Below are 13,669 nucleotides of genomic sequence, written 5' to 3'. Positions count from 1 at the left end.
GATCACCCCGGCCAGAAACGTAAAAGCCCGACGCTTGCGCATCGGGCTTTTACTTAACACCAGCGAGCGCCGAACAAGGCGCCAGGCTTATTCAGCCAACTTGAAGGTAATGAAGCTGGCACGCCCTTGACGCAGTACGCGCATCGACACCGAGCGATTCTTCGGCAGTTCCTTGGCAATTTCAGTGAACTGCTTGGCCGAGAGAATCGCCTGGTTGTTCAGGTGGCTGATGACGTCACCCGGACGCAGGCCGATCAGGGCAGCCGGGCCGTCCTGGACTTCCTTGATGACCACGCCCCCCTTGAGTTCGAGCGCTTTCTTCTGTTCAGCGGTCAGGTCGGCGACCGACACACCGAGACGGTTGCTGCTGCGCTCAACGCCACCCTGGGCGTTGGTGGTGATATCAGCATCTTCGTCCGGCAGCGCACCGACAGTGATGCTCAGGTCCTGACGCTTGCCGTTACGGATGATGTCGAGCTTGGCTTTGGCGCCATCCTTGAGGCTGCCGACCAGGTGCGGCAGGTCAGCAGACATGATGATCGGCTGACCGTTCATGCTCAGAATCACGTCCCCCACCTGCAGCCCACCCTTGGCCGCTGGACCATCTTCCAGAACCTGCGCCACCAGGGCACCGGCCGGTTTGTCCAGGCCGAAGGATTCAGCCAGGTCTTTGTTGACCTCCTGAATTACCACGCCCAACCAACCGCGACTGACCTTACCGTCCTTCTTCAACTGGTTGGAAACATCCAGCGCCACATCGATCGGGATAGCGAACGACAGGCCCATGAAACCACCCGAGCGAGTGAAGATCTGCGAGTTGATACCCACCACCTCACCATTCATGTTGAACAGCGGGCCACCGGAGTTACCCGGGTTGATCGCCACGTCGGTCTGGATGAACGGCACATAGGTGTCGTTAGGCAAGGTACGCCCCTTGGCGCTGACGATACCTTTGGTCACCGAATGGTCGAAGCCAAACGGCGAACCGATGGCCAGCACCCACTCGCCGACCTTGAGTTTCTCGGAGTCTCCCAGTTTGACCGTAGGCAGGTTCTTGCCTTCAACCTTGAGCAAGGCCACGTCAGTGCGCGGGTCGGTGCCCACCAGCTTGGCTTGCAGCTCGCTGCGATCAGACAGGCGCACGATGATTTCATCGGCGTCGGCCACCACGTGGTTGTTGGTTAAGACATAACCGTCGCTGGAGATGATGAAGCCCGACCCCAGCGACTGCGCTTCACGTTGGCGATCGCCACGGGGCGAACGCGGGGCTTGCGGCATGTTGCGCTCGAAGAACTCGCGAAACATCGGCGGCAAGCCTTCGAGGTCAGGCATCTCACCGGACGCGTACTTGCGATCAGGCAGTTTCTGCTTGGTACTGATGTTGACCACCGCAGGCGAGGCCTGCTCGACCAGGGTGGTGAAGTCCGGCAGGGCTTCGGCCTGGGCGGTGGCCACCTGCCCGAGCATAAGCACGGCGGCGAACAACGATAGGTAGGTTTTCAAGCGTGGTATTGACATACGGCTCCCGTCACATCGAGCGTGGTTAGCAGTAGGGCCCTGCAGACGCAGGAAAGGCCAGACCCCGAAAGGACTGACCTATAGAAAAATTCTGAGATTTTTGCAAACTGCAAAGCTTGCCAATCATGTCAGCCAAGCAATCCTCGGCCATTGAGCACTGTGCCTGCGGTTCATTTTTGCGCCTGGGTATCCTGGGAACGCATCGACAAGGCAATTCGTTCGGCGGTACCGATCGGAATTTCACCCACGACAGTCACCATCACCTCTCCCTTGGGCGTAGTCAAGCGTCGGGATACGGCAACGGTAGGGCCCAGTTGGGTACGAATATCCGCTGCAGAGCCACCGTCCAAGGCTTCAACGAACACTGAAAAGCGCGCCAAGCCATCATCGTACATCAGGCTGTTGACGGTGTTCTTGCCTTGCGGGTCTTTGCGGACCGAACTATCAACCAGTTCGAAACCTGGTGGCAGCCAGTCGGAACGCCAGCCAGTGACAGGCTGTGCAGCCTGTGCCGCCACCTGAATTACCGGCTTGCATAGCGCACTTGGCTTAAGTTCGTTGTCGGTCGGCGCAGTAGAGGTATCCAGACGAGTGAACTGAAAACGCTCCAGCAGACGCCCCTTGTCGTCGAGCATCAGCGACTTGAGCGGCAAACCGGTCTTGCTGTCCAAGTGCAATTCGAAGGCGTATCGATGCTGATCACGCGGGGTCAAAGTGACAACAACCGCGGAACGATCCGCAACCCGAGACTTGCCGGCCACCCCAAGGTCGTACCAGCTCATCAGTTTCAGGGGATCAAGCACTCGCGCAGTCGTTTCCGGGGTACTGGCGACACCCGGTACCAAGGTTCCGCTCACGCATTGGGTATGCCCGTCGACACGCACGACTTCCTGGGCGGAGCCATCGAGCTGAAGCAGCCGCTCGCTGACCTTGCCATCCTGGACGCGATGCCAGATGTCGTGGGTGGAGAAGCTGGCGTTACGTTCGTAAACGAAAGTACCCTGATAACTCTGCTGTTGCTCGGCCTGGGCTAGCTTTTTGAGCCAGTCGCCTGCCTCCGGTGAGGAGTTGGCCGCATGGGCCGGCAGAACCAGCCAGCCACCCAGCAACAGCGGTAGTAGAGGTAGCGCGCGCATGATCCTCCTTACTTAACGGTTTTCCAGGCTAGCCGCACGGGCATAAGGCAGAGCGCTCTCGGTACCTTTGAGGGCTGCTTCCTGAGCATGCTGGCGCAGATAGCCGGGCAGACGCTGGTCGTGCCAGCCGGATTGCCCTTGCAGCACGCCATTGGCCATTGGGCCTGGCTGCTCTGCACTTTCACTATAGCCTGCCAACACGGCTGGGCCCTGAACTTGCGGCACGCTCAGATTCTGCTGCGCCGGTTGCTGGGCAGCCAGCTGGGCACCACTGATCTCGTCCTGGTTGTACAGACGCACACCGGCCAGCACAGCGACCGTAACCGAGGCAGCGACAGCCAGGCGACCCAGGCTGCGCCATGGACCACGGTTGACCTTGACCGGCGCGGCTTCGTCAGCCAGTGCGGCAGAGACGGCAGCGGCGATATCCAGTTGTGGCAGCACCAGTTCTTTGTGCATGGCGGCACGGGCAACCTGATAACGCGACCAGGTGGCACGGGTTTCGGCATCATCGACGGCGTTCAATACCCGACGTAATTCCAGTTCGTCCGCTTCGTTATCCATTACCGCGGACAGCGATTCCTGCAACGCTTCACGACTCATGGCGGTTCCTCTCTTGGCTGTCGCCGCTGTCTCAGGTTTCCTGCAACAACGGCTGCAGGGCTTTATCTATGGCCTCCCGAGCGCGGAAAATCCGGGAGCGCACGGTACCCACTGGACACTGCATGACACTCGCAATGTCCTCGTAACTCAGACCATCAAATTCACGTAAAGTTAACGCCGTCCGTAAATCTTCTGGCAGTTGCTGAATGGTCCGATGGACGGTGCCTTCGATCTCATCTCGCAACAACGCACGCTCGGGGGACTCCAGATCCTTGAGGCCATGATCGCCGTCGTAAAATTCCGCATCCTCGGAACTTACATCGCTGTCCGGTGGCCGCCGACCGCGGGACACCAGATAGTTCTTTGCCGTGTTGATGGCAATGCGGTACAGCCAGGTATAAAAAGCACTGTCGCCGCGAAAATTCCCAAGCGCCCGGTAAGCCTTGATGAAAGCTTCCTGCGCCACATCCTGGGCTTCATGGGTGTCGTGTACAAAACGCACGATCAACCCGAGAATCTTGTGCTGATACTTCAGCACCAACAGATCAAACGCTCGCCTGTCGCCACGCTGCACGCGCTCGACAAGCTGCTGATCCTCTTCCTGGGTTAGCATGAACACTCCTCAGTGAACTTGAAGGAGCGTTGCGAGAAGCATCGTTCAGGCTTGCAACCATAGACTCGGGCTTTTCGCAAAAGTTCTCCCCTCCAAGCAAGTTTCCTGCGGCCCTTGGTCGGCTCGCACGAAAAACGCAGCGCGGTCACGGCCGGCTGCGTCGATAATCGGGTCTCGAGTACGCCGACAGCGCCTTGTTACGGGCCACTGCCATGCGTCGCCGCGGCATTGTGGTGTGTGGGCAGCCTTCTATGGATATCCGCATGGCACGGAAAGTTCCCACAGCAAGCTACCAGGACCCTACAGCTCCATTGGAAATCAGAGCCTTGGGGCTGCTATAAAGGCAACCGGTCCAGATTCACGATAGTTTCACATTGCCATAAGCGCCTGACTATTGTGCCGATCCCCCTCTCCAGATACTAGTGTCCTGACATGAGCCAACAACTACAACACGATGTCCTCGTGATCGGCAGCGGCGCCGCCGGTCTGAGCTTGGCGCTGAACCTCCCCGGCCACCTGCGTATTGCCGTGCTGAGCAAGGGCGATCTTGCCAACGGCTCCACTTATTGGGCCCAAGGCGGAGTCGCCGCCGTGCTTGATGACACTGACACCGTGCAGTCGCACGTCGAGGACACCCTCAACGCCGGCGGCGGCCTGTGCCATGAAGACGCCGTGCGCTTTACTGTTGAGCATAGCCGCGAGGCCATCCAGTGGCTGATCGATCAGGGGGTGCCCTTTACCCGCGATGAAAATGCCAGTGTCGATGATGGCGGTTTTGAGTTTCACCTGACCCGCGAAGGCGGCCATAGCCATCGGCGCATCATCCATGCTGCCGATGCAACCGGGGCGGCGATTTTCACCACGTTGCTGGCCCAGGCGCGGCAACGGCCCAACATTGAGCTGCTGGAACAGCGGGTGGCGGTTGATCTGATTACCGAGCGACGCCTGGGCCAGGACGGCGACCGCTGCCTGGGCGCTTACGTACTCAACCGCAACACTGGCGAAGTCGACACCTTTGGTGCGCGCTTCACCGTGCTCGCCACCGGTGGCGCAGCCAAGGTTTACCTGTACACCAGCAACCCCGACGGTGCTTGCGGCGATGGTATCGCCATGGCCTGGCGTGCCGGTTGCCGGGTGGCCAACCTGGAATTCAACCAGTTCCACCCCACCTGCCTGTATCACCCTCAGGCCAAGAGTTTCCTGATTACCGAAGCCCTGCGCGGTGAAGGCGCGTTGCTGCGACTGCCCAACGGCGAGCGCTTCATGCCGCGCTTCGACCCTCGCGAAGAGCTGGCGCCACGCGATATCGTCGCTCGCGCCATCGACCACGAAATGAAACGCCTGGGCGTGGACTGCGTGTACCTGGACATCAGCCACAAACCAGAGGCGTTCATCAAAAGCCACTTCCCCACCGTGTATGAGCGCTGCCTGACCTTCGGTATCGACATCACCCGCCAGCCGATTCCAGTGGTACCTGCCGCTCACTACACGTGCGGCGGGGTCATGGTCGACGACCGCGGTCATACCGACGTGCCCGGCCTGTATGCCATCGGTGAAACCAGCTTTACTGGCCTGCATGGCGCCAACCGCATGGCCAGCAACTCACTGCTCGAATGCTTCGTTTATGGCCGCGCCGCAGCCACCGACATCGAATCACACCTGGACCAGGTGAGCATGCCGCGGGCCCTGCCCTGCTGGGATGCCAGCCAGGTAACCGACTCGGATGAAGACGTGATCATCGCGCACAACTGGGACGAACTGCGGCGCTTCATGTGGGACTACGTCGGCATTGTGCGCACCAATAAGCGCCTGCAACGTGCCGAGCACCGTGTGCGCCTACTGTTGGATGAGATCGACGAGTTCTACAGCAACTACAAGGTCAGCCGCGACCTGATCGAACTGCGCAACCTGGCCCAGGTTGCCGAACTGATGATTCGCTGCGCCATGCAGCGCAAGGAAAGCCGGGGCTTGCACTACACCCTGGACTACCCCGGTATGCTCGCCGAAGCACATGACACTATTGTGCAGCCGCCCACCTACGCCGACTGAACTTCAAGCGCACGCGCAGGCGCCGGTGCTGCACCGGTTCCAGCGCATCATGGGCAATGCACAGACCCTGACTGAACCACCAACCCTGGCGGCGATAGCGCAGCACGATCAAGCCCGGCAAGGCCAGGCTGTCAGGGCGTAGCTGTACCGACTGCCAACCCTTGGCCAGGCTGAACAACTGCCAGCCGTCAGGGGCTCGCCGTAAACCACTGATGGCCTGCGGGTGGCTGAGCAGAATGCGCCGGGGAATCATCCAGCCGGCGTGCAGCAGACACAGGCCCACGCCACTCAGTTGAAGCCACCAGGGTATCTGCAACAGGCTCAGCGCCAGCAAAACCAGCAGCAGACTGACCAGGTAGGCCGCCAGCAGGCTTGGCGAGCCCTGCCAGCGACACTCGAAACGCTCACTTGGGCTGGACACGGTCCAGAATGATGCGAACCATGCGCTGCAGCTCAGGGTCTTCGGACTCGCTGCGCTCCATGAACCAGCCAAACATGTCCTGGTCTTCGCAACCGAGCAGGCGCCAGTACAGTTCGCGGTCTTCCGGGCTCAGGGTTGGAAAGACGTCCTGGCTGAAAGGAACCAGCAACACGTCCAGCTCGAGCATGCCGCGGCGGCTGTGCCAAAAGAGCTTGTTGAGTTCAATTTGTTCGACCATGGAGCCCTCCGAAAATAGGCCGCCAGTATACAGAGCCCGGGCCTCTGGGACACGCGACGTTGGTCCGGACATGTGAGTAAATAATGTCACAGGGGTGCACTCAACTACCTATTTTGCCGACGGCGCTCTATCATGACCCCCAGTCTTACTACCCTGCGATGACCCATGGCCGATTCCGCTTTTTTCTGCACCCTGTCCCACGAAGGCATTCTCGCCGTCCGCGGCTCGGACGCCGGCAAATTTCTGCAAGGCCAACTGACCTGCAACATCAGCTACCTCAACGACAGTACCAGCAGCTTGGGTGCTCGTTGCATGGTCAAAGGCCGCATGCAGTCGAGCTTTCGCATCCTGCCTGCGGCCGACGGTTTCCTGCTGGCCATGACCCGTGAGCTGCTTGATGCGCAGCTGGCCGACCTGAAAAAGTACGCCGTGTTCTCCAAGGCCAAGCTGACCGACGACAGCGACGCCTGGGTGCGCTTTGGTCTGCATAACGGCGAAGCGGCATTGCAGGCGTTGGGCCTTGAGCAGCCGGCACAGGTCGATGGCATTACCCGTCACAACGACCTGATTGCCATTCTTGTGTCGCCCGCCCGAGTCGAGCTGTGGGTACCGGCTGAGCAGGCCGCTGGTGTCCAGGCTGTGTTGGGCGAAAAGCTGCCGCAGGCAGCACTGAACGACTGGCTGCTTGGGCAGATTCGTGCAGGCATCGGCCAAGTCATGGCCCAGACCCGTGAGTTGTTCATCCCGCAGATGATCAACCTACAGGCCGTTGGTGGTGTCAGCTTCAAGAAAGGCTGCTACACAGGCCAGGAAATCGTCGCGCGCATGCAGTACCTGGGCAAGCTCAAGCGCCGCCAGTACCGTGTGGCATTGAGCAGCGACAGCGTACCGGAACCTGGCACCGAGATTTTCTCACCCACTCACAGTTCTTCAGTGGGTGAAGTGGTCCTGGCCGCGCGTAGCGCAGACGGCAGTGAACTGCTGGCCGTGTTGACTGCCGATGCCGTGGAAGACAACAACCTGCATCTGGGCAGCCCCGACGGTCCGCGCCTTGCGCTGTTGACGTTGCCCTACGAACTGGATCGCGACCGCGAGATCCAGCGCTGAGCCTGCCTTGCCCCGGCCCAATCAGGTTGGGGTTCTCCTTGAATTGCGCTAGAGAGTCACGATGAACAAGCTGGCCGAGATGGTCCAGGCCCAGTTGCTGGCCGCCATCGACAACGATGACCTGGTGCTGCCGACCTTGCCTGAGGTTGCCTTGAGCATCCGCGAGGCCGCCGAAGACAGCGAAATCAGCGTTAGCGCCTTGAGCAAGGTCATCGGCCGCGACGCCGCCCTCTCGGCCCGCCTGATCAAGGTGGTCAACAGCCCGTTGCTGCGCGCTTCAGTTGAAGTCACTGACCTGCAGACCGCAATCACCCGCCTGGGCATCAATTACAGCTGCAACTTGGCGGTCGGCCTGGTGATCGAACAGATCTTTCACGCCCGCTCGGAGGTGGTCGAAAAGAAGATGCGCGAAGTCTGGGCTAACAGTCTGGAAGTTGCCGGCATTAGCTACGAACTCTGCCTACGCTACACCCAACTCAAACCTGACCAGGGTGCTCTGGCTGGCCTGGTTCACCAGATTGGCGTGCTGCCGATCCTGATTTACGCCGAAGAACACAACGAGCTGCTCTCGGATCCGGTGTGCCTGAACTATGTGATCGATCAGATTCATCCAGCCCTGGGCGACAAGATCCTCAGCAGTTGGGAGTTTCCCGAACAATTGGTCAGGCTTCCCGGCCAGGTCCTGGACCTGGACCTGGACCGTGGCAGTGACCGGGTCGACTACGTCGACATCGTCCAGATCGCCCGCGCCTTGAGCCCGGCCAACGACAGATCGCGCCCTCTGGCAGCCTTGCCAGCGTACCGCCACCTGGGGCTGCCCACCGGCACTGAACTGGAGGCCAGCGACCTGCTGTTTGCCCGTTCGATGTTCCGCTAGTCCACCGTAAAACTGACCCGCACCTTCAAACCGCCGCGCTCACCGTCATGCAAGCTGATCTGGGCCAAGTGTGCGCGGCAGATCTCACCGACAATCGCCAGGCCCAAGCCAGTGCCCTGGGCGCCACGTCGATAAAAGCGTTCGAACACTCGTTCGCGCTCATTTTCAGGAATGCCGGGGCCGTCGTCCTCGACTTCCAGCACTCCAGGCGCATAGACGCGCAAAATCACATTGCCACCCTTGGGTGTATGGGCCAGAGCGTTGTCCACCAGGTTGCTAAGCAACTCGTTGAGTAACGTCGGTTCGCCACGCACCTGGACCGGCGCCTCGGCCTCCAGCGCCAGCGCCACCCCGCGCGCGTAGGCCAACGGCGCCATGGCCATACCCAGTTCACGTGCCAACTGGCTCAAGTCCAATAACTGTGCGCCCCCTTCGGCGATGGCCCTGGCACCGTTTTCCACCCGCGCCAGGGACAACAGCTGGTTGGCCAGGTGAGTCAGGCGGTCAGTACCCTGGGCCGCCGACTCCAGTGTGTCACGCCAAACCTGTGGCTCATTCGAACGCAGGCCCAGCTCAACCCGGGCCTTGAGCGCTGCCAGCGGCGTGCGCAGCTCATGGGCGGCCTCAGCAATGAATTGGGCCTGACGCTCGAACTGGCCGCGCAGGCGTTCGGTGAAATGGTTCAAGGCACGCACCAACGGGCTCAATTCACGTTGCACCTCGACCAGCGGCAAGGGCCGCAGGTCATCGGGTTGACGTTCTTCCACGGCGCTGCGCAAACGCTCCAGCGGACGCAACGCGGCACTGACCGCAAACCACACCAGCATTAGCGCGCCAAGCGCCAGCATGCCCAAGCGCAACAGGGTATCGGCCATCAGGCTGCGCGCCATGCGCACCCGCGCCTCTTCGGTTTCGGCCACACGGATTTCGGCCATGCCGTTCATGTTCGGTTCGGAAACGGCCTTGAGCAGGCTGACCACCCGCACGTCCTGCCCCAGATATCGGGCGTTATAGAAGCGCGCCAGCGCCGGGTAATCATCAGTACGCGGTGTGCCAGGCGGAGGTGCCGGCAAATTTTCGTAACCAGAGATCAGCCGTTGATGAATGTCGTTGACCTGGTAGTAGATGCGGCCGGCGCTGTCGTAGGCAAAGGTATCCAATGCGACGTAAGGCACATCGGCACTGAGGGTGCCGTCCCGTTGCGACAAACCAGCAGCGATGGTCCGTGCCGATGCCAGCAGGGTGCGATCGTAGGCAGTGTCGGCGGCTTCACGACCATTCCAGTAAGCACTCAAGCCACTGGCAAGCATCAACACCACCAGCAGCACCGCCAGGTTCCACAGCAGCCGCCCACGCAGGCTGACGCTGTCACGCATCGCGATGCTCGAGCAGGTAACCGAGCCCCCTGAAGGTGACGATGGCAACTGCATGGCCGTCGAGTTTTTTGCGCAGGCGATGGATGTAGATTTCAATGGCATCGGCGCTGGCCTCTTCGTCCAGGCCAAACACCTGAGCGGCCAACTGCTCTTTGCTCATCACCCGTCCCGGCCGGGCGATCAAGGCTTCGAGCACAGCCTGCTCGCGGGAAGTCAGGGTCAGCAGATCATCACCGAGGGTGAAACGGCGAGTATCGAGGTCGTACACCAAGGGACCACAGCGTTGCTGACGCTCACCACCGAGCACGCTACGGCGCAACAAGGCCTTGACCCGTGCCTCCAGCTCAGTCAGTTCGAACGGTTTAGCCAGGTAATCGTCAGCCCCGAGATTAAGGCCATGGACCCGGTCCTTGACGTCGCTGCGGGCGGTCAACATCAGCACCGGCAGGGTTTTGCCGCGTGCCCTCAGGCGCGCCAGCACTTCGAAACCGTCCATGCGCGGCAAGCCCACATCGAGCACGGCCACGGCATATTCCTCGCTGGCCAGGGCCAGGTCGGCGGCCACGCCATCGTGCAATACATCCACGGTCAGGCCAGTACTTTTCAAGGCCTGGGCCACGCTTTCAGCCAGCTGCAGATGGTCTTCGACGAGCAGCACACGCATCGTTCTTTCTCCGGTCGCGTCGCGGTCAATGGCGCGGAGTGTACAGCCGACAGCCCGCCTGTGAAGCCCTGGAAACAATGAAAAACTGCTGAAAGGTTAGCGAAAGGTTCAGCCCCTAGCATCCTCTCACGGCTCACTCTGCTTGCCGTACAACCGAACATGAAGTTCGAACTAATAAGAACAATAACGGAGTCATTTACGATGCTGTCCATGCAGCCCCAGGCGTACGCGCCTACCCGCCGTTTACCCTCCCGCCAGACCGCAGTTGCCAGTGCCCTCGCCCTTGCCGGCGTCACGCCGCTGAGCCAGGCTGCTTTTTTCGATGACAGCAAAGCGACCTTCGAAACCCGCAACATGTACTTCAACCGCGACTTTCGCGATGGCACGAGCGCCCAGCAGTCCAAACGTGACGAGTGGGCCCAGGGCTTCATGCTCAACTTCGAGTCCGGCTACACCGACGGCACGGTTGGCTTTGGTCTCGACGCCTTGGGGATGCTCGGTATCAAACTCGACTCCAGCCCCGACCGCACCGGCAGCGGCCTGTTGCCGACCCACGACAGCGGACGCGCCGCCGACGAGTATTCCAAGCTCGGCCTGACCGGCAAGGTGAAGATCTCGCAAACCGAATTGAAGGTCGGCACCCTAATGCCGGAATTGCCAACCCTGCAGCCCAATGACGGTCGCATTCTGCCGCAGACCTTCGAAGGTGGCCTGCTGACCTCCGGCGAAATCAAAAACCTGACCTTTACCGGCGGCCGCCTGGAAAAAGCCAAGGACCGCGACAGCACCGACAATCAGGACATCGCCCTCAACAACAAGAACAGCCGCTTTCTTGGCACGGTTGCCGGCAACCATTTCGACATGGCTGGCCTGGATTACAAGTTCACCGACAAGATCACTGGTAGCTACCACTGGGCTCAGCTCGATGATGTCTATCGCCAGCACTTCGTCGGCATGATTGCCAGTCAGCCTTGGGGCCCCGGCACCTTCGGCGCCGACCTGCGCATGGCGTTCAGTGATGACCAGGGCCAGGCCCGTGGTGGCAACATCGACAACACTGCGCTCAACGGCATGCTCAGCTACGGCCTCCTGGGCCACAAGCTCAGTGCCGGCTATCAGCACCTGTCTGGTGACACCGCCTTCCCTTACGTCGACGGTGCCGACCCTTACCTGATCAACTTCGTCCAGATCAACGACTTCGCCGGTGCTGACGAGCGTTCCTGGCAAGCGCGCTATGACTATGACTTCGCCAAACTGGGCATCCCTGGCCTGACCTTCATGACTCGCTACATCAGCGGCGATAATGTCAGCCTGGCCGATGGCGGTGAAGGCAAGGAATGGGAACGCAATACCGAGTTCAAGTATGTGGTGCAAAGTGGCGCCCTGAAAAACGTCGCCGTGCGCCTGCGCAACGCCACCTTCCGCTCCAACTTTGCCCGCGATGCGGACGAAGTGCGGCTGCTGGTGAGTTACAGCCTTGCGCTGTGGTAATCCCCGATAACAATAATGCTCACGGAGATAGACGATGACCTTTTCACTGCGCCGTATCGCACTTGCCACTGCCTGCCTCATGTTTGCCGGCCAGGCCCTGGCAAGCGAAGAACCCAAACGCCCTGAGTGCATCGCCCCGGCTTCCCCCGGCGGTGGCTTCGACCTGACCTGCAAACTGGTGCAAAGCGCCCTGGTCAACGAGAAGATTCTCAGCAAGCCCATGCGCGTAACCTACATGCCTGGCGGCGTCGGCGCAGTTGCTTACAACGCCGTGGTCGCCCAGCGGCCAGCCGATGCCGGAACCCTGGTGGCCTGGTCCAGCGGCTCGCTGCTCAATCTGGCCCAAGGCAAGTTTGGCCGCTTCGACGAGAACGCCGTGCGCTGGCTGGCAGCGGTCGGCACCAGTTACGGTGCCATCGCCGTGAAAAGCGACTCGCCCTACAAGACCCTAGATGACCTGGTTAACGCGCTGAAAAAAGACCCAAGCAAAGTGGTCATCGGCTCCGGCGGCACCGTCGGCAGCCAGGACTGGATGCAGACCGCACTGATTGCCAAAGCGGCCGGCATTAACCCGCGTGACCTGCGTTATGTTGCCCTCGAAGGCGGTGGTGAAATTGCCACGGCACTGCTCGGTGGGCATATCCAGGTCGGCAGTACCGACATTTCCGACTCCATGCCGCACATCCAGAGCGGTGACATGCGTCTGCTCGCGGTATTCGCCGAGAACCGCCTGGACGAGCCGGAAATGAAGGACATCCCGACCGCCAAGGAACAGGGTTACGACATCGTCTGGCCGGTAGTGCGCGGCTTCTATCTGGGGCCGAAGGTCACCGATGAAGAGTACGACTGGTGGAAGACCTCGTTCGACAAAATGCTCGCCTCGGATGACTTCGCCAAGCTGCGCGACCAGCGCGAGCTGTTCCCCTTCGCCATGACCGGTGCCGAACTGGACACCTACGTGAAGAAACAGGTGGCGGACTACAAGACCCTGGCCAAGGAATTTGGGCTGATTCAGTAAGCCCCTAAACCCTTAGAAGCATTGCGGGGCAGCCCGCTCCCACGGACACAGCGCCACCCTGTGGGTACAGGCTTGCCCCGCGAAAAGAGGATTCCCCCTATGGTCCTGCAACGCATCTTCGCGCTGTTTCTGCTGGCGCTATGTGCCGCCCTGGCAGTAATGGCCTGGCCCTACCAGGCCGCGTTTTCCTATGAACCAGTCGGCCCGCGCGCCTACCCCTTGCTGATGCTCGGCTTGATGAGCATCGGCCTGCTGTACCTGGCATTTCGCCCTACGCCCATCGTACGCAAGGACGACGAACCTGAACTTGACCGTGAAACCCTGAACAAAATCGCGCTGTGCATCGGTTTGCTACTGGTATTCGCCGCCACCTTCGAACCGCTCGGCTTCATTCTCAGCAGCATCCTCATCGGCGTGCCCATGGCCCGGCTCTATGGGGGGCGCTGGTTACCCAGTGTGGTGATCATCGGTTTGATGAGTATCGCCCTGTACTGGTTGTTCGACCGAGTCATGGATGTCCCTCTGCCCCTGGGCCTACTCGACGTTCTGGAGAATTGA

Annotated in this window: 14 protein-coding genes; 6 read left to right on the top strand and 8 right to left on the bottom strand. The window is 60.5% G+C overall.

The features are described from left to right. Nucleotides 1–87: 87 nt before the first annotated feature. The 4 genes from CX511_RS06040 to rpoE all read right to left on the bottom strand — a co-directional run bounded on the left by CX511_RS06040 (nucleotide 88) and on the right by rpoE (nucleotide 3,870). Entirely contained in the window at nucleotides 88–1,467 is a 1,380-nt protein-coding gene (locus CX511_RS06040; protein ID WP_231353425.1) for a DegQ family serine endoprotease, read from the bottom strand. A 221-nt stretch (nucleotides 1,468–1,688) separates the two neighbouring features. Beyond that, nucleotides 1,689–2,654, bottom strand: coding sequence for a MucB/RseB C-terminal domain-containing protein (locus CX511_RS06035; RefSeq protein ID WP_045185646.1), 966 nt, complete (start codon nucleotides 2,652–2,654; stop codon nucleotides 1,689–1,691). 12 nt (nucleotides 2,655–2,666) lie between these two features. Further along, nucleotides 2,667–3,257 carry an RseA family anti-sigma factor gene (locus CX511_RS06030; RefSeq protein ID WP_045185645.1) on the bottom strand — a complete coding sequence of 197 codons (591 nt, stop codon included), beginning with the start codon at nucleotides 3,255–3,257 and terminating at the stop codon, nucleotides 2,667–2,669. A 31-nt stretch (nucleotides 3,258–3,288) separates the two neighbouring features. Then, nucleotides 3,289–3,870 carry an RNA polymerase sigma factor RpoE/AlgU gene (rpoE, locus tag CX511_RS06025; protein ID WP_010220971.1) on the bottom strand — a complete coding sequence of 194 codons (582 nt, stop codon included), beginning with the start codon at nucleotides 3,868–3,870 and terminating at the stop codon, nucleotides 3,289–3,291. Between the two features lie 432 nt (nucleotides 3,871–4,302). Here rpoE and nadB point away from each other — a divergent pair, with 432 nt between their 5' ends. Then, nucleotides 4,303–5,919: an L-aspartate oxidase gene (gene nadB / locus CX511_RS06020; protein WP_045185644.1), complete on the top strand. Its 1,617-nt coding sequence runs from the start codon at nucleotides 4,303–4,305 to the stop codon at nucleotides 5,917–5,919. Here nadB and CX511_RS06015 read toward each other — a convergent pair. Both CX511_RS06015 and CX511_RS06010 read right to left on the bottom strand, forming a co-directional pair. Further along, nucleotides 5,888–6,340, bottom strand: coding sequence for a protein YgfX (locus CX511_RS06015; RefSeq protein WP_101293713.1), 453 nt, complete (start codon nucleotides 6,338–6,340; stop codon nucleotides 5,888–5,890). The two genes, nadB and CX511_RS06015, sit on opposite strands and share 32 nt — an antisense overlap. Beyond that, nucleotides 6,324–6,578, bottom strand: a complete 255-nt coding sequence (locus CX511_RS06010; RefSeq protein ID WP_045185642.1) for an FAD assembly factor SdhE — start codon at nucleotides 6,576–6,578, stop codon at nucleotides 6,324–6,326. The genes CX511_RS06015 and CX511_RS06010 overlap by 17 nt, the downstream gene beginning before the upstream one ends. A 165-nt stretch (nucleotides 6,579–6,743) precedes the next feature. Here CX511_RS06010 and ygfZ point away from each other — a divergent pair, with 165 nt between their 5' ends. Continuing rightward, complete coding sequence (ygfZ, locus tag CX511_RS06005; RefSeq protein WP_045185641.1) at nucleotides 6,744–7,685, top strand: CAF17-like 4Fe-4S cluster assembly/insertion protein YgfZ; 942 nt, start codon at nucleotides 6,744–6,746, stop codon at nucleotides 7,683–7,685. A gap of 61 nt (nucleotides 7,686–7,746) precedes the next feature. After that, nucleotides 7,747–8,562: an HDOD domain-containing protein gene (locus CX511_RS06000; protein WP_101293714.1), complete on the top strand. Its 816-nt coding sequence runs from the start codon at nucleotides 7,747–7,749 to the stop codon at nucleotides 8,560–8,562. Here CX511_RS06000 and tctE read toward each other — a convergent pair. Both tctE and tctD read right to left on the bottom strand, forming a co-directional pair. Beyond that, the gene (gene tctE / locus CX511_RS05995) at nucleotides 8,559–9,938 is read right to left on the bottom strand and encodes a two-component system sensor histidine kinase TctE (RefSeq protein ID WP_045185637.1); all 1,380 of its coding nucleotides are present in this window, start codon (nucleotides 9,936–9,938) and stop codon (nucleotides 8,559–8,561) included. The two genes, CX511_RS06000 and tctE, sit on opposite strands and share 4 nt — an antisense overlap. Beyond that, nucleotides 9,931–10,602: a two-component system response regulator TctD gene (gene tctD / locus CX511_RS05990; RefSeq protein ID WP_045185635.1), complete on the bottom strand. Its 672-nt coding sequence runs from the start codon at nucleotides 10,600–10,602 to the stop codon at nucleotides 9,931–9,933. The genes tctE and tctD overlap by 8 nt, the downstream gene beginning before the upstream one ends. A 201-nt stretch (nucleotides 10,603–10,803) precedes the next feature. On the opposite strand from tctD, the gene CX511_RS05985 reads away from it, so the two are divergent. The 3 genes from CX511_RS05985 to CX511_RS05975 all read left to right on the top strand — a co-directional run bounded on the left by CX511_RS05985 (nucleotide 10,804) and on the right by CX511_RS05975 (nucleotide 13,669). After that, nucleotides 10,804–12,093 (top strand): OprD family porin, encoded by a 1,290-nt coding sequence (locus tag CX511_RS05985; RefSeq protein WP_101293715.1) that lies wholly within the window; start codon nucleotides 10,804–10,806, stop codon nucleotides 12,091–12,093. 34 nt (nucleotides 12,094–12,127) lie between these two features. Beyond that, on the top strand, nucleotides 12,128–13,111 hold the full coding sequence (locus CX511_RS05980) for a Bug family tripartite tricarboxylate transporter substrate binding protein (protein ID WP_045185630.1): 984 nt from the start codon (nucleotides 12,128–12,130) through the stop codon (nucleotides 13,109–13,111). A 99-nt stretch (nucleotides 13,112–13,210) separates the two neighbouring features. Then, nucleotides 13,211–13,669, top strand: a complete 459-nt coding sequence (locus CX511_RS05975) for a tripartite tricarboxylate transporter TctB family protein (protein WP_045185628.1) — start codon at nucleotides 13,211–13,213, stop codon at nucleotides 13,667–13,669.

Source organism: Pseudomonas sp. S06B 330 (assembly GCF_002845275.2).
Taxonomy (GTDB): Bacteria; Pseudomonadota; Gammaproteobacteria; order Pseudomonadales; family Pseudomonadaceae; genus Aquipseudomonas.
This window is presented reverse-complemented; position numbering and strand designations above follow the sequence as displayed.

What these genes read in the sequence shown, in the direction of transcription:
- CX511_RS06010 (WP_045185642.1), bottom strand. Translation starts at nt 6,578, where the DNA reads ATGGTCGAACAAATTGAACTCAACAAGCTCTTTTGGCACAGCCGCCGC.
- CX511_RS05975 (WP_045185628.1), top strand. Translation starts at nt 13,211, where the DNA reads ATGGTCCTGCAACGCATCTTCGCGCTGTTTCTGCTGGCGCTATGTGCC.
- tctD (WP_045185635.1), bottom strand. Translation starts at nt 10,602, where the DNA reads ATGCGTGTGCTGCTCGTCGAAGACCATCTGCAGCTGGCTGAAAGCGTG.
- nadB (WP_045185644.1), top strand. Translation starts at nt 4,303, where the DNA reads ATGAGCCAACAACTACAACACGATGTCCTCGTGATCGGCAGCGGCGCC.
- rpoE (WP_010220971.1), bottom strand. Translation starts at nt 3,870, where the DNA reads ATGCTAACCCAGGAAGAGGATCAGCAGCTTGTCGAGCGCGTGCAGCGT.
- CX511_RS06035 (WP_045185646.1), bottom strand. Translation starts at nt 2,654, where the DNA reads ATGCGCGCGCTACCTCTACTACCGCTGTTGCTGGGTGGCTGGCTGGTT.
- CX511_RS06040 (WP_231353425.1), bottom strand. Translation starts at nt 1,467, where the DNA reads ATGCTCGGGCAGGTGGCCACCGCCCAGGCCGAAGCCCTGCCGGACTTC.
- CX511_RS05985 (WP_101293715.1), top strand. Translation starts at nt 10,804, where the DNA reads ATGCTGTCCATGCAGCCCCAGGCGTACGCGCCTACCCGCCGTTTACCC.
- CX511_RS06000 (WP_101293714.1), top strand. Translation starts at nt 7,747, where the DNA reads ATGAACAAGCTGGCCGAGATGGTCCAGGCCCAGTTGCTGGCCGCCATC.
- ygfZ (WP_045185641.1), top strand. Translation starts at nt 6,744, where the DNA reads ATGGCCGATTCCGCTTTTTTCTGCACCCTGTCCCACGAAGGCATTCTC.
- CX511_RS05980 (WP_045185630.1), top strand. Translation starts at nt 12,128, where the DNA reads ATGACCTTTTCACTGCGCCGTATCGCACTTGCCACTGCCTGCCTCATG.
- tctE (WP_045185637.1), bottom strand. Translation starts at nt 9,938, where the DNA reads ATGCGTGACAGCGTCAGCCTGCGTGGGCGGCTGCTGTGGAACCTGGCG.
- CX511_RS06030 (WP_045185645.1), bottom strand. Translation starts at nt 3,257, where the DNA reads ATGAGTCGTGAAGCGTTGCAGGAATCGCTGTCCGCGGTAATGGATAAC.